This is a genomic window from Lentzea sp. NPDC058436 (assembly GCF_042721515.1).
Lineage (GTDB): Bacteria > Actinomycetota > Actinomycetes > Mycobacteriales > Pseudonocardiaceae > Lentzea.
On sequence record NZ_JBHXLF010000009.1, the window covers coordinates 136,833 to 160,028 of the forward strand.

Annotated in this window: 18 protein-coding genes; 9 read left to right on the top strand and 9 right to left on the bottom strand. The window is 68.3% G+C overall.

The window, feature by feature from the left end; genetic code table 11:
* The first annotated feature begins 207 nt into the window (after positions 1–207).
* Entirely contained in the window at positions 208–1,365 is a 1,158-nt protein-coding gene (locus ACFWN2_RS28660; RefSeq protein WP_382432544.1) for a sensor histidine kinase, read from the top strand.
* Positions 1,366–1,959: 594 nt separating this feature from the next.
* Complete coding sequence (locus ACFWN2_RS28665) at positions 1,960–3,273, top strand: amidohydrolase family protein (protein ID WP_382432546.1); 1,314 nt, start codon at positions 1,960–1,962, stop codon at positions 3,271–3,273.
* 30 nt (positions 3,274–3,303) lie between these two features.
* Here ACFWN2_RS28665 and ACFWN2_RS28670 read toward each other — a convergent pair whose 3' ends face one another.
* From ACFWN2_RS28670 to ACFWN2_RS28695, 6 genes are all read right to left on the bottom strand, one after another.
* Positions 3,304–3,981 (bottom strand): SDR family oxidoreductase, encoded by a 678-nt coding sequence (locus tag ACFWN2_RS28670; protein WP_382432548.1) that lies wholly within the window; start codon positions 3,979–3,981, stop codon positions 3,304–3,306.
* A 108-nt stretch (positions 3,982–4,089) separates the two neighbouring features.
* Complete coding sequence (locus ACFWN2_RS28675) at positions 4,090–4,629, bottom strand: DUF3455 domain-containing protein (RefSeq protein WP_382432550.1); 540 nt, start codon at positions 4,627–4,629, stop codon at positions 4,090–4,092.
* Between the two features lie 46 nt (positions 4,630–4,675).
* A complete protein-coding gene (locus ACFWN2_RS28680; RefSeq protein ID WP_382432552.1) occupies positions 4,676–5,212 on the bottom strand; it encodes a DUF3455 domain-containing protein in 537 nt (178 codons plus the stop codon).
* A 121-nt stretch (positions 5,213–5,333) separates the two neighbouring features.
* A complete protein-coding gene (locus ACFWN2_RS28685) occupies positions 5,334–7,436 on the bottom strand; it encodes a PhoX family protein (protein WP_382432554.1) in 2,103 nt (700 codons plus the stop codon).
* A gap of 129 nt (positions 7,437–7,565) precedes the next feature.
* The gene (locus tag ACFWN2_RS28690; RefSeq protein WP_382432556.1) at positions 7,566–9,584 is read right to left on the bottom strand and encodes a PhoX family protein; all 2,019 of its coding nucleotides are present in this window, start codon (positions 9,582–9,584) and stop codon (positions 7,566–7,568) included.
* Between the two features lie 57 nt (positions 9,585–9,641).
* Positions 9,642–10,808, bottom strand: a complete 1,167-nt coding sequence (locus ACFWN2_RS28695) for an MFS transporter (RefSeq protein WP_382432558.1) — start codon at positions 10,806–10,808, stop codon at positions 9,642–9,644.
* Between the two features lie 67 nt (positions 10,809–10,875).
* Between ACFWN2_RS28695 and ACFWN2_RS28700 the strand changes: the two genes are divergently transcribed.
* Positions 10,876–11,505, top strand: coding sequence for an HAD family hydrolase (locus ACFWN2_RS28700; RefSeq protein WP_382432560.1), 630 nt, complete (start codon positions 10,876–10,878; stop codon positions 11,503–11,505).
* Here ACFWN2_RS28700 and ACFWN2_RS28705 read toward each other — a convergent pair.
* A complete protein-coding gene (locus tag ACFWN2_RS28705; RefSeq protein WP_382432562.1) occupies positions 11,454–12,035 on the bottom strand; it encodes a hypothetical protein in 582 nt (193 codons plus the stop codon). The two genes, ACFWN2_RS28700 and ACFWN2_RS28705, sit on opposite strands and share 52 nt — an antisense overlap.
* 39 nt (positions 12,036–12,074) lie before the next feature.
* Between ACFWN2_RS28705 and ACFWN2_RS28710 the strand changes: the two genes are divergently transcribed.
* Complete coding sequence (locus ACFWN2_RS28710; RefSeq protein WP_382432564.1) at positions 12,075–12,809, top strand: SDR family NAD(P)-dependent oxidoreductase; 735 nt, start codon at positions 12,075–12,077, stop codon at positions 12,807–12,809.
* A gap of 32 nt (positions 12,810–12,841) precedes the next feature.
* On the opposite strand, the gene ACFWN2_RS28715 is transcribed toward ACFWN2_RS28710, so the two are convergent.
* Complete coding sequence (locus ACFWN2_RS28715; protein ID WP_382432566.1) at positions 12,842–13,927, bottom strand: inositol-3-phosphate synthase; 1,086 nt, start codon at positions 13,925–13,927, stop codon at positions 12,842–12,844.
* A gap of 29 nt (positions 13,928–13,956) precedes the next feature.
* A complete protein-coding gene (locus ACFWN2_RS28720; protein WP_382432568.1) occupies positions 13,957–14,496 on the bottom strand; it encodes a PadR family transcriptional regulator in 540 nt (179 codons plus the stop codon).
* A 164-nt stretch (positions 14,497–14,660) separates the two neighbouring features.
* Here ACFWN2_RS28720 and ACFWN2_RS28725 point away from each other — a divergent pair, with 164 nt between their 5' ends.
* From ACFWN2_RS28725 to ACFWN2_RS28745, 5 genes are all read left to right on the top strand, one after another.
* Positions 14,661–15,059 (top strand): DUF5318 domain-containing protein, encoded by a 399-nt coding sequence (locus ACFWN2_RS28725; RefSeq protein ID WP_382432570.1) that lies wholly within the window; start codon positions 14,661–14,663, stop codon positions 15,057–15,059.
* 347 nt (positions 15,060–15,406) lie between these two features.
* On the top strand, positions 15,407–17,929 hold the full coding sequence (locus ACFWN2_RS28730) for a transglycosylase domain-containing protein (protein ID WP_382432572.1): 2,523 nt from the start codon (positions 15,407–15,409) through the stop codon (positions 17,927–17,929).
* A 358-nt stretch (positions 17,930–18,287) separates the two neighbouring features.
* Positions 18,288–18,788, top strand: coding sequence for a hypothetical protein (locus ACFWN2_RS28735; protein WP_382432574.1), 501 nt, complete (start codon positions 18,288–18,290; stop codon positions 18,786–18,788).
* A gap of 121 nt (positions 18,789–18,909) precedes the next feature.
* On the top strand, positions 18,910–22,263 hold the full coding sequence (locus tag ACFWN2_RS28740; RefSeq protein WP_382432576.1) for a hypothetical protein: 3,354 nt from the start codon (positions 18,910–18,912) through the stop codon (positions 22,261–22,263).
* A gap of 7 nt (positions 22,264–22,270) precedes the next feature.
* The gene (locus ACFWN2_RS28745; protein WP_382432578.1) at positions 22,271–23,182 is read left to right on the top strand and encodes a S8 family serine peptidase; all 912 of its coding nucleotides are present in this window, start codon (positions 22,271–22,273) and stop codon (positions 23,180–23,182) included.
* The last annotated feature ends 14 nt before the right edge of the window (positions 23,183–23,196 follow it).

Here is a 23,196-nt window from a genome sequence, read left to right on the forward strand (position 1 = left end):
CACCGCGGCGGCCCAAGTGAACACGACTGACAACATGGCTTTCCTCCGTTTCCCCGACTTCCTGCTCCTCCAGAGTCCGTGACCGCCGCGTAATCCGGCATCCGCCGTGAGGGTGTTTCCGCAGGTCGCTTCCTCAGCCTTCCGGCTGATGCCCAGGTAGCCCCTGGTCGGACGCGGGGTGGTCCTTCCGGCTCTAGGGTTGCTCGGGTGGAGAGCACGGACTTGACCTGGCGGCTGCTCGCCAAGCGCCAGTGGCCGCTGGCACTCTCGCTGGCCGGGATCACCCTCGCCGAGACCGGGTCGATCAGCACCACGTCCGGCTGGTGGCAGATCCCCGGCGTGCTGGTCATCTGCGCCATCTCGGTGCTCGCGCCGCGCAGACCGTTCGACGCGGCACTGGCTGCGGCGTTCGCGATCGTCTGCGTGGCGATCTACATGCGGTTCCTCGGCGCCTCGATCGAACCGCACTTCTTCCTGAGCGGCGCCAACATCTCGATCACCGGCGCGGCCATGGCGACCGTCGCGATCCTGGTGCGCGAGGCGTCGCAGTGGCGCGCGGTGGCGGGAACGCTGCTGGTGATCGCGGCGATGATCACGATGGAGGTCCTGGGGTGGCCGATCGTGGCGGAGCTCGAGTACCGCAGGTGGGAACCGGATCCGTCGTCGTACCTGTTCGGCGCGTGCATCATGCTCGTGCTCGCCGTCGGCACCGGCCTGTACTTCCGCGCCCGCGACAACGAACGCGCGTCCCAACTCGCGGTCTCCGTCGCTTCGGCGCAGAACTCCGAGCGGATGGCGTTGGCACGGGAACTCCACGACGTCGTGGCGCACTACGTGACGGCGATCGTCGTGCACGCGCGGGCAGGTCAGCTCAACCGCGAGTTCGACGTGCTGCCGGGCATCGAGGCGTCCGGGAACGAGGCGCTCACCGCGATGCGCCGCCTGGTGGGAACGTTGCGGGACGGTGAGTCCTCAGGGCCGGCGGCGTCCTCGTCGCTCGTGGACGACGTGCGCTCGCTGGCGGCGGAGTCCGAACTGCCGGTGCGGCTCTCGTTCGACCTGGAGGACGCAGTGCCTCAGGAGCTGGCCCGCTCGGTGCTGCGACTGGTGCAGGAATCGCTGACGAACACCCAGAAGCACGCGGCCGCTGTGTCCTCAGTGGACGTATCACTGTCCTCAAGCGACGGTGTGCTGCACCTGGCCGTGCTCGACGACGGCATCGCGTCGGGCGTTCCCGTTGGCGGATCGGGAGGTTACGGGCTCGTCGGCATGCGCGAGCGCGTGGAACTGCTGGGTGGTTCGTTCTCCGCGGGCCGACGCGAACCGACCGGGTGGACGGTCCGCGCCGATCTGCCGATCAGCTAGTGGTGTGGCTCGCAACGTCGCCGGTGGAATTCGCGGTCAGACGGGTGCGTCGTGGTGCCGCCCCCACGTCCTCGTACTGGACGCATGGGGGCGTGGGGGCGGTGCCGCGAGGCGCCCTGCTGAGCGTGGATCACGCCGCCGACGTTGCGCGGCACACCACTAGCTCAGGCGTCGTCGCGGATGGCTTCGAACTCCTGGGTCATCTCAAGATCGCTCTGCTGGTCGTCGTTCTGAGGGTCGATGTCGGCCACTGATGCCTCCGCATGATCACGCCCGTACCGTGGAGTGTGATCATGCCAACTCAGCGCCGGGTCGGCGGCTTGGGGGTGGCGGGCTTCTGCGCCCGGCGGAACTGACCGGCAGACGTGCACGACTTCTTCGACATGATCTTGGGACGCCCCTGTCCTGCCCGTGGTTGCTCATGGATGCACAAAGGGCCCGTCGGCTCATGCACTGACGGGCCCCTTGGTCGGGGAGAAGTTTTAGGCCGGGGCGGACCCTGGGGGTCGGCCCGCGCCCGACACAGCGAGGATGCCCAGGCGCCCCGGAAGTATGCGTGAATGTGACTGCGGTCACAATGGCAGGATTCTCCGCATGTCACTGCGTCTGCACGCCCCGGTGGTCCTGCCCTGCGACCCGTCCTGCGCCGTGTTGCGCGACGCGGTCGTGGACGTCGTCGACGGCCGGATCACCTACGTGGGTGAGTTCTCGTCCGCGCCCGAGTTCGACGGCGAGGTCCGTTCGCTGACGGGCATCCTGCTCCCCGGCCTGGTCAACACCCACGCGCACAGCCCGATGACGGTCCTGCGCGGCCTGGGCTCGGACCTGCCCCTGCTGCGGTGGCTGCAGGAGCAGATGTGGCCGAACGAGGCGCAGATGACCGCGGCCGACGTCGGCACGGGCATGCTGCTCGGCGCCGTCGAGATGCTGCGGCACGGCGTCACCACCTCCGCCGAGATGTACTTCCACGGCCCCGAGCTGGTGTCCGCCGTTCTGGAGGCCGGTTCGCGGGTGGTGTTCGGCGGGGCGATCCTCGACGTGCCCGGGATGGACTGGAAGTCGCTGACCGGCGAGATCTCGTCGTGGATCGACGCCGACGGGCTGCGGTTCGGGCCTGGTGAGCGGGTCGAACTGGCCTACGGGCCGCACTCCGCCTACACCCTTTCCGCCGCTCAGCTGTCCTCGATCGCCGTGGAGGCGCGGGCGCGCGGTGCGTTGTTCATGGTGCACGTGGCCGAGTCGCCGTTCGAGGACGAGGCCGCTCGCGCCGAGTTCGGGTCGGTGCCGGCGTTGATGAAGGCTTCGGACGTTCTGGGCGGGCGGGTGCTGTCCGCGCACTCCGTTCACCTGTCCGATGACGACATCGCCCTGTACGCGTCGTTCGGTGTCGGCGTGGCGCACTGCCCGGGGTCCAACACGAAGCTGGCCTCGGGGATCGCTCGGGTGCCGGAGATGCTGGCCGCCGGGGTGGCCGTCGGGCTCGGGACGGACGGGCCCGCGTCCAACGACGACCTGGACCTGTTCGAGGAGGCTCGGCTGGCCGGTTTGCTGGCTCGGGTCTCCAAGATGGACGCGACGGTGCTCGGGGCCGCGCAGGCGTTGCTGATGGCCACTCGGGGTGGGGCCTCGGCTCTCGGGCGCGACGACATCGGGGCGCTGGAGGCCGGTCGGTGGGGCGACGTCGTGCACATCGCCGCTGATGACCCCGCCTTCGCGACCGGGTTGGACTCGCCGGACCCGCAGTTGCTGGCGAACCTGGTCTGGGGGTCGGGGTCGCGGCGGGTCACCGACGTGTGGGTGGCCGGGGAGCAGGTCGTCGCCGGTGGGGAGTCGACTCGCGTGGACCGGCACGAGGCCCAGGCCGGGGTCACCGCGGTGGCGCGACGACTCCGGAGCGTCAACCTCTAGCCACAGGCTGTTGATGGACCTGTGGACAACTCAGTGCGGGCGCGACCGCACGTTGATCTCGGTGATGTGGGCGTCGGGCGTCGCCAGCACGGCCGCCGCCACCGCCCGCCCCACCGAGGCCGGGTCGAGGTACTTCGACGGGTCGTACTCGCCGCCCTCGTGCCGCCGCACGTCCTCCTGCATGGGCGTGGCGGTCCGGCCGGGGTACACCGTGGTCACGCGGATCGACGGCTCGTCGCCGCGCAGGGCGTCGGCGTAGGCGCGGAGGGCGAACTTCGAGGCCGCGTACACGCCCCAGCCGGGGTTGGCGTTCAAGCCCGCGCCCGAGTTGATCAACACGACGTGCCCGCCCGCCGTGCGCAGCTGGGGGAGGACGAGGTTGGTCAGTTCGGCCACCGCGAAGACGTTCACGTCGAAAGTCTTCCGCCACTCGTCCTGCGTGGCCTCGCCCAGCGGGCCGAGCAGGGCGATGCCGGCGCTGTGCACGATCACGTCGAGGCGTGAGAGGGCGCCGAGGTCGGCCGAGGCGACGTTCGTCAGGTCGAACGGCCAGGCCTGCGAGCCCGATAGCTCGGCGGCCAGCACGGACAGGGAGTCCTCGTCGCGGCCGCCCAGCAGCAGGTCGTGGGTGGGGGCCAGAGCGCGGGCGATGGCCGAGCCGATTCCGCTGGATGCCCCGGTGACCAGGGCGACCGGACGATCAGTCATGGGAGAACCCTAGTGCCCAAGAAGTCGATCGGTGCGGTCGCCGTGGTCCTGTGGGCCAGGCACGGAGACCGCACCGGAGAACGGAAGCGGCACGGCGGGCGGGCTCGTTCAGACGGCGGGCACGGAGAAGGTGTAGAGGGCTTCGTACTTGACGGAGGTCTGGGCGCCCTCGGTGCAGGCGCCGGTCGGCGCGAGGCCGCCCTTGGTGTTGAGGCGCTGCACGTAGCTGACGCCCGCGAAGACGCCCGCGCCCCTGGTGGACTTGGCCTTGAGCAGCAGCTCGGGAACGGCTCCCGGCACCTCGTTGCGGGCGCCGTCGACCGGGGCGGCCTCGACCGCGCTGCCGTCGACGGTGGAGACCCAGATCGGGCCGCGGGAGTGCAGTCCGACCGCCCTGCCGAGCCTGTCGGCCAGGGTGGCGGCGGGTTCGAGGCCCTTCCACGCGCCCGCTGTGCAGGTGTAGGTCTGCACGCCCTTGGCCTGGAGCCTCTCGACGATCTTGTGGCCGGACGGGACCTGGACCGCGGGTGCGACCCTCGCGGAGGCTTCGCTCGTGGCAGCCTCGGTCGGCGCGGCCGTGGAGGCCACACCTCCCGCGAGGATGCCCAGAAGAGTTGATGCGACCAGGACGATGCCAGTTCGTTTCATCACCCCCGGTCGTACGGACCGGTCAACGGACCGGTTCAGTCTCGTCTCAGTTGGCGGCGTAGAAGGTGTAGAGCGCCTTGTACGGAACGGACGTCTGCGCGCCTGCCTTGCAGCCGCCCGCCGGGGCGACGCCGCCCTCGGTCGCGAGGCGCTGGACGAAGGTGACCTTGCCGAACAGGCCGTCGCCGCGCACGGCCTTGGCCTTCAGCAGGAGTTCGGGCACGGCGCCCTTGACGTCGTTCTTGGCACCCTCGACAGGGGTCGCCTCGACCGCGCTGCCGTCGACCGTGGAGATCCAGACGGGACCGCGGGAGTGGATGATGATCGGCTCGTCGTTCTTGTCCATGAGCGTCGCGGTGGGCTCCAGGCCCTTCCACGCGTTGCCCTGGCACGAGTACGTCTGGACCCCCTCCGCCTGGTACTTGCCGACCAGCTTCTGCCCCGCGGGGATCTGGACGGCGGCCGCGACGGGCGCGTCCTTCTCCTGAGCGACGGGCGTGGGGGTGGCGGTGCCGGCGGTGGGGGTGCCACACGCGGCGAGACCCAGAAGAGCAGCAGCACCAACGAGAAGACGAACCTTCACGACTCACTCCAAAGTGGACGACCAAAGTGGACTTTCCCTTGGCTGTCCGCGGTGCAGCCACCCATCACACGGACGGGTGGCCGCACCGGTTCACGGCTTCAGAGTGAGCCGGACCACATGATCAGTCGCAGATCCTGCGGCGGTCCTTGCGCCACACCACCGCGACGGACGGACGCGGCTGCGAGGTGCCGCCGTCCGGCCAGTGCGACAGCGGGTTGTTCGCCGAGGCACCGTCGATCTCGCCGGGGTGCTGCACGGACACCAGCACGAAGTCGTCGGTGATGACCGGACCGCAGGTCTCCGCGCCCCTCGGCACGGTGAGGAACTGCTTCACCTGGCCGCGGCGCTTGCCGGAGACGGGCACCGCGAACAGGCCGTCGTTGGAGGCCAGCGCGTTGCCGTCCGTGGAGATCCACAGGTTGCCGCGCGAGTCGAACGCGACGTTGTCCGGGCACGAGATCGCGCTGACCTGCGACTTGTCGAAACCGCCGAAGTACGTGCCGGGGTCCTTCGGGTCACCGCAGACCAGCAACAGCTTCCACGAGAACGCCAGCGCCGTGTTGTCGCTGCGGCGCTCCTCGATCTCCAGGACGTGGCCGTGCTTGTTGCCGTTGCGCGGGTTGATCTCGGTCGGGCCTTCCTTGCCCGCCTTGCCGCGGTCGGTGTTGTTGGTGAGCGCGGCGTAGATCCGGCGGTTGTGCAGCGAGGGCTCGACGTCCTCCGGGCGGTCCATCTTCGTGGCGCCCACCTTGTCGGCGGCCAGGCGCGTGAAGACGTAGACCTCCTCGGCGGTGAAGCCGGGGACGAACGACTTGTCGTTGTGCGCCAGCGCGATCCACTCGCCGGAGCCGTCGAACTCGCCGTCCTTCGGCAGGGTGCCGTCACCGACGATCTCGGCGGCGGGGCTGTCACCGGTGAACTTGGCGACGTAGAGCGTTCCCTTGTCCAGCAGCTGCTTGTTGTGCTCGCGGGCGCGCTTCGAGTCGCCCTTCTGCATCTTCTCGTCGGTGACGAACTTGTACATGTAGTCGAAGCGCTCGTCGTCGCCCATGTACGCGACCACGCGGCCGTCCTTGGCGACGATGACGTTGGCGCCCTCGTGCTTGAAGCGGCCGAGCGCGGTGTGCTTGACCGGCGTCGACTTCGGGTCGAGCGGGTCGATCTCGACGATCCAGCCGAACCTGTTGGCCTCGTTGGGTTCCTGAGCCAGGTCGAAGCGCTTGTCGAAGCGCTCCCACTGGCGCAGCGACGCGCCGCCGCTGATGCCGTAGCGGGCGAACTTGGCCTTGGTGTCCGGGTCCGTGACGTTGCCGCCGTTGGCGAAGTACTGGTTGAAGTTCTCCTCGCCGGACAGGATCGTGCCCCACGGCGTGACGCCACCGGCGCAGTTGTTCTGCGTGCCCAGGACCTTGCGGCCCGTCGGGTCGGCGGAGGTCTTCAGGAACTTCGAGCCGGCGGCCGGGCCCTTGACCTCGAACGGCGTGGTGAGCGTGATCCGGCGGTTGTACTTCTTCATGTCGTCCTTGCAGACGACCAGCTTGCCGGTGCGGCGGTCGCGGTCGACCAGGACGACCGACAGGCCGTGCGCGGCCCACGCGATCTTGGCGTGCTTCTCGGTGATCTTGTCCGGCGCCCAGTCCTTGAACATGAAGGACTCGGTCGTGTACTCGTGGTTGCTCACCATGAGCCAGCTGTCGTGGTGACCGGGCACCGGGACGAGGCCGCAGAAGTCGTTGTTGAAGCCGAACTGCTTGGCCTGCGCCTCTGGCGTCTGGTTGTCGAAGTCGAACTTCGGCGCGCCGGGCAGCACCGCGTCACCCCAGCGGATGACGACGTCCTGCTGGTAGTCCTTCGGCACGCTGATCTGGTCGAGGGTGTTGGGCGCCACCGGCTCGAAGTTCAGACCGTCGTTCCCGTGGCCGTTGTTGCCGCCACGGCCGAGGATCTCGGCGTCGGGCTGGTCGGGTGCGGCGGAAGCCGCGCCGGAGAACGCGAGGGCACCGGCGCCGGCGGCCGCGACGACCGCACCGGCCTTGAGCATGCCGCGGCGGCTCACGACCTCCTTGACGACGTCGCCGAAGTACGCGTTGGCCGACGAGTTGGGCGCCTCGTGCGAACAAGCGTTGCCGCAGCGGAACTCGCAGGTCACAGCCTGACGCCCGAGCGGGTGGTTCGTCGGGAGCAGGGGCAGCAGGCGGCGGCCCCGATCGGTGGGTGAGGACACGCAGGCCTCCGAGATCGGTCAGTGTGGGAACTGGCCGAACCTAAGAGCCCAACGAGATCGCCTGCCGTCCAGAAGGTGAACGGCAGGCGAACTCGTACTACACCCGAACGATCACAGCACGCGCCGTGATCAACCGATCTCTCCCAGTTGACGACGACCCTTGCGCCACACGGCCACGACCGACGGCCTCGGTCGCGCGGTACCCCGGTCCGGCCAGTTCGAGACGGGCTTGTCGGCGTTCGCGCCGTCCACCTCGCCGGGGTGCTGGACGCACACGGTGATCACCCGCTCGCCGATCACCGGGCCGCACGTCTCACCCCCGCGCGGCACCGTGAGGAAGAGCTTCAGGTGGCCGCGTTCCGGGCCTTCCAGCGGCACGCCGTAGAGGCCGTCGTTGAGCCCGTCGAGCTTGCCGTCGGCGTCGGTGGAGATCCACAGGTTGCCGTGCCGGTCGAACGCCACGTTGTCGGGACTGGAGATCGGGCTGACCTGCGACTTGTCGTAGCCGCCGAAGTAGGTGTTCGGGTCCTCCGGGAAGCCGCAGACGAGGAACAGGCCCCAGTTGAACGTCAGCGCGAGCGCGTCTTTGCGCCGTTCCTCCAGCTCCAGCACCTGGCCGTGGCGGTTGTTGACGCGCGGGTTCGGCTCGGTCGCGCCCTCCTTGCCCGCCGTGACGCCGCGTTCGACGTTGTTGCTGAGCGCGCAGTAGACCGTGCCGGTGCGCGGGTGGCACTCGATGTCCTCGGGGCGGTCCATCTTCGTGGCACCGACCTTGTCGGCCGCTTCCCGCGTGAAGACGTACACCTCCTCGGCGCTCATGCCCGGCACGAACGACTTCTTGCCCGCCGCCAGCGGGATCCACTCGCCGGCGCCGTCGAACTTCCCGTCACTGGGCAGCTTTCCGGTGCCGTCGATCTCGGACGCGGGGCTGTCGCCCTTGAAGCGCGCGACGTACAGCGTGCCGTCGTCGAGCAGCGTCATGTTGTGGCGGCGCGCGGCCTTGCTGTTGCCGTGCTTCATCTTCCCGTTGGAGATGAACTTGTAGATGTACTCGAACCGCTCGTCGTCACCGGAGTACGCGACCACGCGGCCGTCGTCGGCGACGCGGATGTTCGCGGTCTCGTGCTTGAACCGGCCGAGGTGCGTGTGCTTGACCGGTGTGGAGTCCGGGTCGTGCGGGTCGAGCTCGATGACCCAGCCGAACCTGTTGACCTCGTTGGGTTCCTGGGCCAGGTCCCAGCGCTTGTCGAAGCGCTCCCACTTGCGCGTGGTCGCCGTGCCCGTGACGCCGTAGCGGGTGAGCCTCGGGTCGTTGCGGCCGGCGGCGTTCGCGAAGTACTGGTTGAAGTTCTCCTCGCCGGACAGGATCGTGCCCCACGGCGTGACGCCGCCGGAGCAGTTGTTGATCGTGCCGAAGACCTTCTTGCCCGTCGGGTCGACGGACGTCTTGAGCAGGTCGCTGCCGGCGGCCGGACCGCGCACCTCGAACGCCGTGTTCAGCGTGATGCGGCGGTTGTACCTGCTGAAGCGCGGCCGGTAGTGCCCGGAGAACAGCGACCGCTTGATCATGAACACCGAGAGCCCGTGCGCGGCCCAGGCGATCTTCACCTGTTCCTCGGTGGGGTTGTTCGCGTCGTAGCCGCGGAACATGAACGGCTCGCTGGTGTACTCGTGGTTCGTGACCATGATCCCGGTCAGGTCCAACGGGTCCAGCGGCAGGATGGCGGCGAAGTCGCAGTTGAAGCCGAACTGCTTCTCCTGCTTCGCGGCCGTCTGGTTGTCGAAGTCGAACTCGGGGACGCCGGGGAAGAGCGGGTCGCCCCAGCGGATCACGATCCCCTGCTCGTAGCCCTCGGGGACGACGACCTCGTCCTTGGTGTTGACCGCGACGGGCTTGAAGTCGAGTCCCCTGGGTGGGCGGCCCTGGGACTGCTGCGGTTCGGCGGCGGCCACAGCCGGTGTCGCGATGGTGGCCGCGGCGGCGACGACCGCACCGGCCTTGAGCGCGGTGCGGCGGCTGACGAGATCGCCGAAGTACGGGTTGTCCGAAGTGTTCGGGACGTCGTGGAAGCAGGCGTCGCCACAACGGTATTCGCATGTCACCGCAGCTCTGCCGACGCGGTGGTTGACGAGCGGCAGGGGGATCATGGTGGTGGCCTCCTACGGTCGGTGCGGGAACCGCGACCGACCGTAGTTCACCTTCCGTTAACCCACTAGCTGCTCGCTCGCGATCACGACTTCCGTAGGTACCTCACGCGTGTCGGTTCGGTTGAACGCCAGCAGCACGGCCGCGACCGCGCAGAGCACCGCCGCCACCACGAACGGCTGGGCGAGGTGGCTCACGAACGTCGCCGCCAGCGCGCCGCCAAGCCAGCGCAGGAAGTTGTACCCGGCGCTCGCCACCGGCCGCGGCGCGTCGCTGACGCTCATCGCGGTGCCGGTGAACAGGGTGTTGAGCAGGCCGCTGACCAGGCCGGAGATGACGACGGCCACCACGAGCAACGGCTTGCTGGGCACCGCCATCAGCAGCATCAGCACGGCGAACGCGAGCACTGACCCGATGATCGCCCGCTTCTCACCGACGCGGTCCGCGAGCCGCGGCGCCAGGAAGACGCTGGAGACGGCGACGCACACGCCCCAGCCGAAGAAGATCAGTCCGATCTCGACGGCACCCCACCGCAGCACGAACGGCGACCACGCCAGAACGGTGAAAAAGGCCGCCGTGTAGAGCGCCGCTCCGATCGAGGTGCGGAGCAACACGGGGTTCTTGAGGGCCTTCAGCGGGTCGAGCAGGCCGATCTTCGGACGTTCGTGGTGCGAGTCCTTGGCCAGGAACGTTGCACAAAGGATCAACGCGGCCGCCATCAGGATCGCGGTGCCGAGGAACGGCCCGCGCCACGAGACGCTGCCGAGCAGCGCACCGAGCAGCGGTCCGACGCTCAGGCCGAGACCGAGCGCGGCCTCGTAGAGCAGGATCGCGGCCTTCTGCCCGCCGCTCGCCGCGCCGACGATGACGCTGAGCGCGGTGGCGATGAAGAACGCGTTGCCGAGCCCCCACACGGCCCGCAGGCCGACGAGTTGCGCGATGTTCCCCGCAGCGGCGCACAGCAGCGTCGCGACGACGATCAGCGCGAGCCCGCCGACGAGCGTGCGCTTGGCCCCGAACCGCGCCGTCGCGGCACCGGTGAAGAGCATCGCCACGACCTGGACGCCGAGGTAGGAGGAGAAGAGGAGCGTGACCTGCGACGGTGTTGCGTGCAGACCCTCTGCGATGGACAGCAGGATCGGGTCCACGAGCCCGATCCCCATGAAGGCGATCACGGCGGCAAAAGCCGTGATCCAGACCTGTTTGGGCTGAGCCTTGAAATTCACTTCGCCATCCTAACTGATTTTGCTTAGCATGGCGAAGCATCGTGGGTCACAGGGTACGGTTCGGGGCGTGGATGCGGTGATCTTCGACCTCGACGGCGTGCTGATCGACTCCGAGCAGGTGTGGGACGAGGTGCGCCAGTCCTTCGCCGCGGCTCACGGCGGGGAGTGGACTCCGACCGCCACCCGCGACATGCAGGGGATGTCGACGCCGGAGTGGGCTGCGCACCTGGTGTCGGCCGTGGGGGTGCGGTTGCCCGCCGCCGAGGTGTCCGCCGGGGTGATCGCCGAGATGGAGAAGGCCTACGCCGCCCATCTGCCGGTGATTCCCGGAGCCGTGGATGTCGTTCGGGCCGTGGCGTCCCGCTTCCCGGTGGCCATCGCCTCGTCGGCGCCGGCGGCGCTGATCAAGGTCTTCCTGGACGTGACCGGACTGCCCGTGCCCGTCGCGGTGTCGTCCGAGGAGTGCGCGGCGGGCAAGCCTTCGCCGGACGTGTACCTGCTGGCGGCTTCGCGGCTCGGCATCGAGGCTTCTTCCTGTTACGCCGTCGAGGATTCGACCAACGGGTTGAAGGCCGCACTCGCCGCCGGAATGACCGTGCTGGCGGTGCCGAACCCGCACTTCCCGCCCGCCGAGGACGTGCTGGCTCAGGTGCGGGTGCTGGGGTCGATCGCCGACCTGCCGGACGCGCTGGCGTAGCTGATGGCGGCCATGCCGACGGCGATGCAGGTGCAGGCGAGGACGCCCTTCGGCCAGTAGATGTGGCTGCTGAGGAACAGGTAGCTGCCGAGCATCAGGAACGCGGCGCCGGGGATCGCCTTCAGCCGGTGTGCGATCAGCGCGCAGACCGCGATCGCGAGACTGGCCGCGAAGAAGCACCACGCGCCGACGGTTCCGAGTTGGTTGCCGATCCGGAAGATGGCCGCGTCGCCGGGCGAGCGGCCCCCGTTCTGGACGGTCAGCGCTCCGCCGCCGATGCCCGCCAGCGCGTCGAGTGCGCCGTAGAAGACGACGTAGCCGAAGGCGGCGGCGCGAGCCGGGTAGCGGACGTAGCGCGGGCTGTCGTCGAGCAGGACCCATTGCGCGGCACCGAGCAACGGGAAGACCACCGCCAGGATGATGTGCATGTTCTGCCACCACAGCGCGGTCGACGCGTCCAGGTGGTGGGGGTGGGTCAGGCCGATGCCGGCCAGGACCAGGCCGGGGAGGGCGACGAGCAGCGTGCGCACCGTGCCGAACGTAGCGGATGCACGGCTAGCGTGGCCGTCATGACGCAACGAGTTGCCGTGGTCACCGGCACGGCGCAGGGCATGGGGCTGCGGATCGCGGAGGTGCTGCGCGAGGACGGGTTCGCCGTCGTCGGCTTCGACCTGCAGGAGAGCGAGGGCGGGGTCGTCGGCAACGTGGCCAGCGCCGCGGACGTCCAGCGCCTGACCGAGCACGTCGTGAACACCCACCAGAGGGTCGACGTGCTGGTCAACAACGCGGGGATCGCCGGCATCGTGCCGTTCGAGGACACCACGCTGGAGCAGTGGGAACGGATCATGGCGGTCAACCTGACCGGGCCGTTCCTGCTCACGCAGGCGTTGGGCAAGGTCATGCTCCGGCAGGGCAGCGGGAGCGTGGTCAACATCGCGTCCGTCGCCGGGCTGCAGGGGGTGGCGGACCGGGCCGCGTACAACACGACGAAGCACGGGCTGATCGGGTTGACGCGCACGCTCGCCGTCGAGTGGGGCGGGCGGGGGATCAGGGTCAACGCCGTGTGTCCCGGCTGGGTGAAGACCGAGATGGACGTCGAGTCGCAGGCCGGCGGGTACTACGTGGACGACGACATCACCGACCACGTACCCGCTGGGCGCTTCGCCGCGCCGGACGACATCGCGCAGGCCGTGCGGTTCCTCGCGAGCGACAACTCCAGGTACATCAACGGTGTCGCGCTGCCCGTCGACGGCGGGTGGACCGCGGACGGCAGCTGGCAGAAGCTCAGGCTCTCGAAGCGATGAGCGAAGGGGCCGCCCGGAAGCGGCCCCTCACGTCACACCTCGCCGCGGATGAACTTCTCCACGGCCTCGTGCGCCTCGGAGTCCGAGTACTGCACGGGCGGGGACTTCATGAAGTACGACGACGCCGAGAGGATCGGGCCGCCGATGCCGCGGTCCAGGGCGATCTTCGCCGCGCGGACCGCGTCGATGATGATGCCCGCGGAGTTCGGGGAGTCCCAGACCTCCAGCTTGTACTCCAGGTTCAGCGGCACGTCGCCGAAGGCGCGGCCTTCCAGGCGCACGTAGGCCCACTTGCGGTCGTCGAGCCACGCCACGTAGTCCGACGGACCGATGTGGACGTTGCGCTTGCCCATCTCGCGGTCGACCTGGGACGTGACGGCCTGGGTCTTGGAGACCTTCTTGGACTCCAGTCGCTCCAGTTCCTTCATGTTCAGGAAGTCCATGTTGCCGCCCACGTTGAGCTGCATGGTGCGGTCGAGCTGGACGCCCCGGTCCTCGAAGAGCTTCGCCAGCACGCGGTGCGTGATGGTGGCGCCGACCTGGGACTTGATGTCGTCACCGACGATCGGGACGCCGGCGGCGCGGAACTTCTCCGCCCACTCCGGGTCCGACGCGATGAAGACGGGCAGGGCGTTGACGAACGCCACACCGGCGTCGATCGCGGCCTGGGCGTAGAAGCGGTCGGCGTCCTCGGAACCCACGGGCAGGTACGAGACCAGCACGTCGACCTCGGCGTCGCGCAGCGCCTGGACCACGTCGACCGGCGCGGCGTCGGACTCCTCGATCGTCTCCCGGTAGAACTTCCCGAGACCGTCGTAGGTGTGACCGCGCTGGACGACGACGCCGAGCGGCGGCACGTCCGCGATCTTGATGGTGTTGTTCTCGCTGGCCCCGATGGCCTCCGAGAGGTCGACACCGACCTTCTTCGCGTCGACGTCGAACGCTGCGACGAACTCGACATCGCGCACGTGGTAGTCACCGAACTGCACGTGCATCAGACCGGGCACGCGGGTGCTCGGGTCGGCGTCCCGGTAGTAGTGGACGCCCTGCACCAGCGACGCCGCGCAGTTGCCAACCCCGACGATGGCCACTCGAACGGTGCGGCGGTTTTCGCCCATTGCCGAGTCCTCCTTGATCAACATGTGAGTTACTGCTCGTCCTGCTCGGACTGTTCGTGCGCGATGAGCTCGTTGAGCCACCGCACCTCGCGCTCCGTGCTCTCCAGGCCTTGGCTGTGCAGTTCCCGGGTGTAGCGGTCGATCTGCTCGCCCGTGCGCGCGAGCCGCTCGCGGAGTCCTTCCCTGCGTTCCTCGACCCACCGCCGGCGGCCCTCCAGGATGCGCATCCTGATGTCGGCCGGCGTGCGCGAGAAGAACGCCAGGTGGACCCCGAACGAGTCGTCGTCCCAGGTCTGCGGCCCCGCCTCGGACAGGAGTTCGGCGAACCGCTCCTTGCCCTCCGGTGTGAGCTTGTAGACCTTGCGAGCCCGACGTCCCCAAGAAAGAGCCGACTCCTCCGGCCCCTCCTCCACGATCAGGCCCGCCCTCTGGAGTCGCCGCAGTGTTGGGTACAGCGATCCGTAGGAGAACGCGCGAAACGCTCCGAGCAGGTCATGCAAGCGCTTGCGCAGCTCGTAGCCGTGCATGGGCGCCTCGTGCAGCAGGCCGAGCAGCGCGAACTCGAACACGAGTCACCTCCTCGCACCTGCACCGATAGGTGAGGTGATTATATCGGCGCGATACATCGTGTGCTCCTCAGAACTGTGGGATGTGGCACACCGTGATACCGCGTCCGTCACTGCTGCCCTGAACGGCCCATCATCGAAAAGCGCCCGGCACGTACTCTTGTCACGTGTTGACCCAACGACAGGTGGTGGACTACTCGCTGCAGCGCCGTGCGCTGCTGGCGGAGGTCCATGCCGGTCGGACGGGCACCATGGAGGTCTGCGACGCGTCCCCGTACCTGCTGCGAGCTGCGAAGTTCCACGGAACGGTGACGGAGGTGCCATGCCCGGTGTGCCGGAAGGAACCGCTGACCCACGTCTCCTGGGTCTACGGTGACGAGCTCAAGCACGCAGCCGGTTCAGCACGCACGCCTGAAGAACTGGTGAAGATGGCGAACCTCTTCGACGAGTTCTCCGTGTACGTAGTTGAAGTTTGTCGCACATGCAGTTGGAACCACCTGGTGCAGTCATACGTCCTGGGGAAGCGTGGGCTGGAAAAGCCACGCAGGAGGACTGCGGCGGAATGACGCTCAGGTGACACTGCTCCGAACGAAGTACGACCACCGAACCGTGTGCTGATGCACGCCGGTCTGGGAGGCCTTTTCACGTGAACGACCAGCATGATGACCGGCAGCGCGGAGGCGAGCCGCAGTGGCCGACCGGGGACGACCCGGACGGCGGCGGCACGAGGCGCGATGTCCCGAATCAGCCGCGACCGGGCACCCCGCCCGGCGGTTTCGCGCGCCCTCCTCAGGGTGGCACGCCGCCCGGTGGTTTCCCACAGCAGCAGCCCCCGCGCCGCCCGAACGGACCAGGCGGTCCACAGGGTGGACCCGGTGGGCCTCAGGGCGGTCCCGGCCGTCCGCAGGGGCCGATGAACGGTCCCGGTGGACCCCAGGGCGGGCCAGGCGGTCCGCAGGGTGGCCCCGGCCGTCCTCCGACGCCTCCGGGCGGCATGCCGATCGCCCCGCCCCCCGGTGCTCGTCGCCCCGGTGGACCTGGTGGTCCCGGCGGCCCTCAGGGCGGTCCCGGTGGACCCGGCCGTCCCGTTCCCCCGCGCAACCCCGGCGAGGAACGCACCACGCAGATGCCGCCGGTCAACCGGCCGACGCAGCGCGAGCCCGAGCTCATCACGCACCGCGAGCCGGAGGACGAGTTCCTCATGGCCGGTGCCGCCGCCGATGACGACGACTACGAGTACGACGACGAGCCGGAGCTCACCGAAGAGGAGGAGCGTCGTCTGCGCAAGAAGAAGATCTGGAAGCGCGTCCGCATCGGCGCGTTCGTCGCGATCGGTCTGATGATCCTGGGCCCCGTGATCGCCGTGGCGGTCACCTACCCGCTCGTCGACTGGCCGCGGCCGGACAAGATCGCGGCCGACCAGGACAAGACGATCACGTTGCTCTACTCGGACGGCTCCGAGATGGGCAAGATCACCTCGCCCGGTGAGAACCGCACGCTGCTCACGTACGACGAGCTCCCGGACTCCGTCAAGCAGGCCGTCATGGCCGCCGAGGACGCGAACTTCTACGACAACCCCGGCTTCGACGCGAAGGCCATCGTCCGCGCCGTCTGGATCCAGGCGACCGGCGGCAGCTCGGGTGGTTCCGGCCTGACGCAGCAGTACATCAAGAAGGCGACGAACAACGAGGCCCCGACGCTGACTCGTAAGTTCACCGAGCTCGTCAAGGCCTACAAGATGAGCAACGAGTCGGACCACAACACGATCCTCACCGCGTACATGAACACGGTGTACTTCGGTCGTGGCGCGAACGGCATGAAGGCCGCGGCGCAGGTCTACTACAACAAGCAGATGAAGGACCTCACGCCTTCCGAGGCCGCGTTCATCGCCGGCATGATCCAGATCCCCTCGTGGTCAGAGGACGAGGAGCACGCGAAGAAGCGCTGGGAGTTCGTCATGCTCCAGATGCTTCAGAAGAACTGGCTCAGCCAGGCCGACTACGACGCACGCCAGTACCCGACGCCCCTGCCGTTCGAGCAGACGCAGCCCGCGAGCCTCGACGGCCCGCTCGCCCGCGTGAGCCAGCGAGTCCAGAACGAGCTCGACAGCGACCTGGTCGGCATCACGATGGAGAAGGCGCAGAAGGAAGGCGTCACCATCACGACCACGATCGACCCGAAGATGCAGAAGGCCGCGGTCGACGCCGTCAACTCCGTCATGGAGGGCCAGGACGCGGAGCTGCGCACGTCGCTCAGCGCGATCGAGCCGCAGTCCGGTGCCGTCCGGGCCTACTACCCCGGCAAGGACGGACTCAAGGGCATCGACTACGCCATGGGCACCGCCCAGGAGGCCGGCTCGTCGTTCAAGCCGTTCGACCTGGTGGCGGACCTGAAGCGGGGCAACGGGATCGGCGAGGTGTACGACAGCACGCCGCGCAAGATCGCCGGCATCCCGGTCCGCAACGCGAGCACGACCACGTGCGGCAAGGAATGCCCGGTCAAGCAGGCCATGAAGGAGTCCCTCAACACCGTCTTCTACGAAATGGTGGCGGACGAGAAGAGGGGCACGGGCACGCGTGCCGTCGCGGACGCCGCGCACGAGGCGGGCATCCCGAAGACCATCATGATCGAAGGCAAGCAGAGGGACACGCTGGTCGGTGAGGGCGGCAACGCCCCCAGTGCCGGTATCGCCATCGGCGCCGAGAGCGCCCAGGTGCGCCCGTTCGACATGGCCTCGGCCTACGCCACGTTCGCGGCCCGCGGCATCTACCGCGCTCCGTTCTTCGTCAGCAAGGTCACGGGTCCGACCGGCGACCTCCTCTACCAGCACGTCGACCAGCCGGTACCGGCCTTCGACCCGGTCGAGACGAAGAGCCGCGACATCGCCGACAACGTCACCGAGACGCTGAAGGAGATCCCGACCTACTCGAAGATCGGGTGCGCCGCCCAGCGCGAGTGCGCCGGCAAAACCGGTACGCACGAGCTCGTGAACAGCCTCGACCAGAACTCGAAGGCCTGGATGGTCGGCTACACGCCGCAGCTGTCCGCCTCGGTCTGGATGGGCAAGGACGCCGGCAACGTCGCCATCAAGAACAAGGAAGGCAAGGCGATCTTCGGTTCCGGCCTTCCCGGCCAGATCTGGAAGAAGTTCATGGACGGGGCGCTCGCGGACGCTCAGAAGGAGAAGTTCGCGAAGCCGAACCCGATCGGCAACTTCAACCCGCCGCGCAAGTCCGAACCGCCGGTCGCTCCGCCGAGCAACCAGCAGCCGAGCACGCCGCCGAGCAACCAGCCGCCGTCGCAGACCTCGGAGCCGGGCAAGCCGTCGCAGACGAAGCCGCCCAACTGCATCCCGGGCATCAACTGCCCGGACCCGTCCGACGATCCCGATCCGTCCACGAGCGGCCGCCCCAGGGGTGGTCCAGGAGACGGCTGACAAAGCGAAGGGGCCCGGCGCACAGCGCCGGGCCCCTTCGCTTTGTCGGGAATCGGTCGGCGCGAGAAGCACCGCCGTGTTCGCGACTTGCCTGTCTGACCGGACAACCACCACACGCCGTCTTGACGCAGCACCCGACAGCAACTTAAATCGGTCCAGTGGCGGCCGGACGACCTCCACACGGGCAATGTCCGCGCTGGGGGGCGTATCGGAGAGCAACTCGCCGATCTTTTGTCGATCATCGTTGCCGATTCGGGCGACACTCCTGCTTCTTCCACAGCACTGAGCCTGCGTCATGCGCAGGCCGTTCAACCTGCCCGAAAACGGACAGGAACAGTTGCACATTTCTGGGGGAAATGTGAAAAAGGCTGTATTCGCCCTGCTCGGATGCGTCATCGCGGTCGGCTCCTCGACGCCGGCCAGCGCGGGGCCCGCCGACGACTTCTGCGTCGGCGTGACCGACGAGAGCGGTCAGCGGACCAAGCTGACCTGCGACGTCAAACCCGACTCCGGCAAGCTCAAGGCTGCCAGGGCCGAGGCGATCGCCGCCAACCGCCAGGACCTCATCACCTGGTACAACGACGCCGGATGGTCGACCGCCGGTGGTTGGTACGAGTGGTGGGGCACCGCCGGGCCCTGTGATCGAGAGGGCTACAAGACCACCATGACGGGCGACCAGACCGTCTGGCGGAACAAGATCTCGTCGTGGCGGGTCTGGGCGCCCTGCGACTCCGTCATGTCCTACGACGTGGCCGGTGTGGAATCCAGCGCCTCCCGCAGGGACAACGGCAGCGTCTGGTACGTCGGAGACGACTGGAACGACACGATCGAGATGTTCCGGGTCTCGCTTCGCCCTTAGTCACCGACTGATCTTTTCCACCTTCTGATTTCCAGCTCGTGGTCGCACGTGTTCGTGCGACCACGAGCCGGTCAGCATGCGAAAAACATCATTTGGGGGTGTTGTTTTGTCAGGGAAACGAATGCGAAGACGAGCTCTGATCGTCGCGGGAACCGCGGCGCTGATGCTCGCTTCCGTTGTCCAGGCCGACGCGAAACCTGTTCCGGTCGTTCCGTCGACCAACCCGGACTCACCGGGAACGATGAAGGCCAAGCCTCCGGTCGAACCGCCGGTGGTGCCCTCGGAGAAGCGGCAGGAGTTGCTCGGCCAGGGCTGGCAGCAGTCCGGTGACCGGCTCTGGACCACGTCCGGTGACGGCAACGGGTTCCACGTGCTGGTGGCGGAGGCCAAGACGGGCTACTCGTGGCGCACGGTCGCCACGCTGGGTTCGAAGGCCGTCGACACCGACAAGTGGATCGGCAACGCCTGCGTGACCGGCGACGGCACCAAGGCCGTGGTCGTGTACGCGCCGCGGATCTTCACGAACAAGCCGGAGCTGTTCGCGCGCGGTGGCCTCACCTCCGTCGTCGACCTGGTCTCCGGCGAGGTGAAGAACCTGCCGGTGACAACGACGCTGGCGTACTTCAACCCCGGCTGCGGTGTCGGTGACACCGTCGCGCTCACGCAGGCCGGCGAGGAGGACCGCGGCAAGACGCGGCTGCTCACCGTCGACACCAAGACCGCCAAGCTCAGCTCACCGACCGACCTCGACGGCCAGGTGACCTCCGCCGTTCCTTACCAGGGCGGGTTCGCCGTCGCGAGCAGCGGCGGAGTGCTCAAGGTGAGCGGTGACGGCAAGAAGGAACGGCTTGCCCGCACCAAGGGCACGCCGTCGTTCCTGCGGCCCGACGCCGAGAACGGCGTGGTCTTCGTCGCGCCCGAGGACACCACGAAGGTGAGCGTCCAGCGCACCACCACCGGTGCCGGTGCGAAGGTCACGACGCTCGCGACCGGCAACGCCAGTGAGCTCGGCGTCACGTCGGGCACCGCGGGCAAGGTGTTCATCACCGGCAAGGCGGCCAAGGTCGAGGCGCTGCCCCGGTTCGTCCGCAAGCTCGACGTCGGACTCGGCGCCGAGGTGTCGACCGACGGCGAGGCGGCGATCACCGAGCAACTGCCGACCGGTTCGGCGGTGCAGGGCGAACCTCAGGCGTGGCACCTGAAGACGAAGAGCCTCAGGACGGGCAAGGAGGTCGGCTTCACGGTCGACGCCGCCGCGGCGCTGAAGCCGCGTGAGGTGGAGCCCGGCTACACCTGCGCGATTCCCCGCAACGACACCTCGATCCAGACCTACCAGCCGAAGCCCAAGCAGGCTGAGTGGGCGGCGAACATGGCGGTCAAGAACCACCTGTACGTCCAGCGTCCGGCGAACTGGCGCGGGCTGGGCATGGGTGCCTACACGCCGCAGGGCATGTTCCCGCCGATCACCTTGGCCAACACCAACAACAACGGCAAGGTGCCCGCGCAGATCCTGCTCGGCATCATGGGCCAGGAGTCGAACATGTGGCAGGCGGCCCGCCACGCGCTGCCTGGGGAGACCGGCAACTCGTTGATCGGCAACTACTACGGTCTGCCGATCTACGACGACATCCCCAGCAACGACTGGGACGTCGACTTCTCCAAGGCCGACTGCGGCTACGGCATCACGCAGCTGACCGACGGCATGCGCCGCACGGACTCGGAGGTCTTCCCGAACGCGCGGAAGGCCATCGCCACCGACTACGCGGTCAACATCGCCGCCGGTCTGCAGAAGCTGATGGAGAAGTGGAACCAGGTCCAGAACGCCGGAATGCGCGTCCACGACAACGACTTCTCGAACATCGAGAACTGGTTCCTCGCGGTCTGGGCCTACAACTCCGGCTTCTACGCACCGGGTGAGAGAGACCCGAGCGCCTGGGGTCTCGGCTGGTTCAACAACCCGGCCAACCCGAAGTACAACCCGCAGCGCGGCTCGTTCGGCGAGAACCCCCGTGACTTCGCCACCCCGCAGAACTGGCCGTACCCGGAGAAGGTGATGGGCTTCGCGGCCAACCCGCCGTCGGGCTTCGAGAACGAGACCACCGAGGTCCCGTTCTTCCGCCCCGCGACGTGGAACGGCATCGACGGTCCCGCGAGCGTCCCCGGCACCGCCGCGAACAACCGGCGGAACGTGAAGCCGGGCATCTACACGTTCTGCAACGCCAGCAACAGCTGCGTGCCGGGCGGGAGCTTCACGCCGAACGACCCCGACGTCGTCGGTGAGCCCGCCGGGCCCTGCGGGCACAAGAACGGCAGCGGTCTGTACGACCTGCGGTGCTGGTGGAACCAGTCGGTGTCGTGGAAGGAGGACAACTGCAACCGCACCTGCGGTTTCGAGTTCATCCGCTACGACTACCCGGACTTCGCGGCCGAACCGGACAACGGGACCAGCTACCCGCCGACCTGCGACCTGGCGAACCTGCCGAACCAGGGCACCAGCCTGATCGTCGAACACCCCGCGCCGAGCCTGCGAGCCCCGGACTGCGCCCGGCCACCGTCGAACGGCGCCCTGTCGTTCCGCACCGACGGCAGACCGGCCGCGATGGTGGACCTGCACCAGATCGGCAGCGGGCTGGGCGGCCACATGTGGCAGACCACGGTGAAGGGTGACAACTTCACCGACCAGAAGGCGGCGATCACCGCCGAGTGGCAGCTCAACAAGTTGCTCAAGGGCCGGGTCGACGTCTGGGCCTACATCCCGAAACACAGCGACATCAAGGCGACCCAGGCGCAGTACAAGGTCGAGACGGCGGACGGCGTGCGGACCACCACGGTCGACCAGTCGAAGTTCGCCGACAAGTGGGCCTTCGTCGGGTCGTTCGTCTTCAACAACACGCCGAAGGTGAGTCTGAGCTCGATCACGCCCAACGGCGGCGGGTTCAACAATCAGGTCATGGTGTTCGACGCGCTCGCGTTCAGCCTGCCCACGCTCGGCACCGACAACGACAGGTCCACGCCGATCGTCAACGACCAGACCGGGAAGTGCCTGACCGTCACCGACCAGACCGGCGGGCGGACCAGCGTCAGCCAGACGCCGTGCGCGGGTTCGATCACCGATCACTGGCTGATCCGCAAGGCGGGAGGGCAGACCGAAACGGCGCCGCCCGGTGTCGCGCCGCGCGACTGGTGGAAGTACCAGGTCATCCACCGCAGCACAGGGTTGTGCATGGCGGTCGAAGGCAACACGTACAACCCCGGTGCCATCGCTGAAGCACGCCCGTGCGACGACACGTCCTACATGTACTGGATCAACGACCGTCTGCTCGACACCGCGGCTGACAGCACCTTCCTGTTCTCCAAGCCGGGAATGGGGCTTCGCCCGCAGAACGACAGCAGCGCGGACCTGACCTTCATGAAGCAGGAGGCGGTCAACGTCGACCAGCCTCCGCAGAGTCGCTTCCTGCTGTGGGACTACTGATCCCGCGATGAAGATCCTGCTCGCGCTGGTGATGCTCGCGGACCTCTCCTGGCAGCTCGAACTTGAGCACGCCTGGGAGGTGTCCAGGGGCAACGGGGTGGTCGTCGGTGTCGTCGACACCGGTGTCAACGACGACCGCCCCGCACTCGCGGGCGCCGTGCTGCCCGGTGCCGAGTTCCCCGAACTCGGCACCGGGACACGCGACCGGCTCGGCCACGGCACCGACGTGGCCGAGTTGGTCGTCGGCGTCGCGCCCGAGGCCAAGATCCTTCCGGTGAAGCTCAACGGCAACAGCGTCGAGGCGAACGCCGCGATCAGGTGGGCGGTCGACCACGGCGCTCGCGTGCTGAACCTGTCGCTCGGCAGCTCGGCGACGGGCACGTTCGACGAAAGCCTGCGCTACGCGGCGGAACACGACGTCGTGGTCGTGGCGGCGGCGGGGAACGCGGGCACCGACACCGCGGTCACGGCTCCCGCCAACGGTTTCGGCGTGCTGGCGGTGTCCGCTGTGGACGGTGACGGAAAGTTCCGCCCGGACGTCAGCGTCGAAGGTCCAGAGGTGGCGCTGGCCGCACCGGGAGTCGAGGTGACGCCGGACAAGCGTTCCGGCACCAGCTTTTCCGCCGCGATCGTGTCGGGTGCGGCGGCACTCGTCAGAGCCGCCCACCCGGATCTGACGGCGCCGGAGGTGGTCGACCTGCTCACGTCGACGGCGAAGGACGCCGGTTCACCTGGCCGGGATCCGCAGTACGGACACGGCATCGTCGATCCGGCACGAGCCGTGACGGCACAACCCGCACACAGTTCGGAAAACAGCTTCTTGTGGTGGAGGTCCGCCGCAGGCGCGCTCGGGGTCGCCGGAGCGCTCGCGGTGTTCGTCCGCCTCAGGAGGAAGTACCGCACAGACCGGAAGACGTAAGACCGAACCTGGGG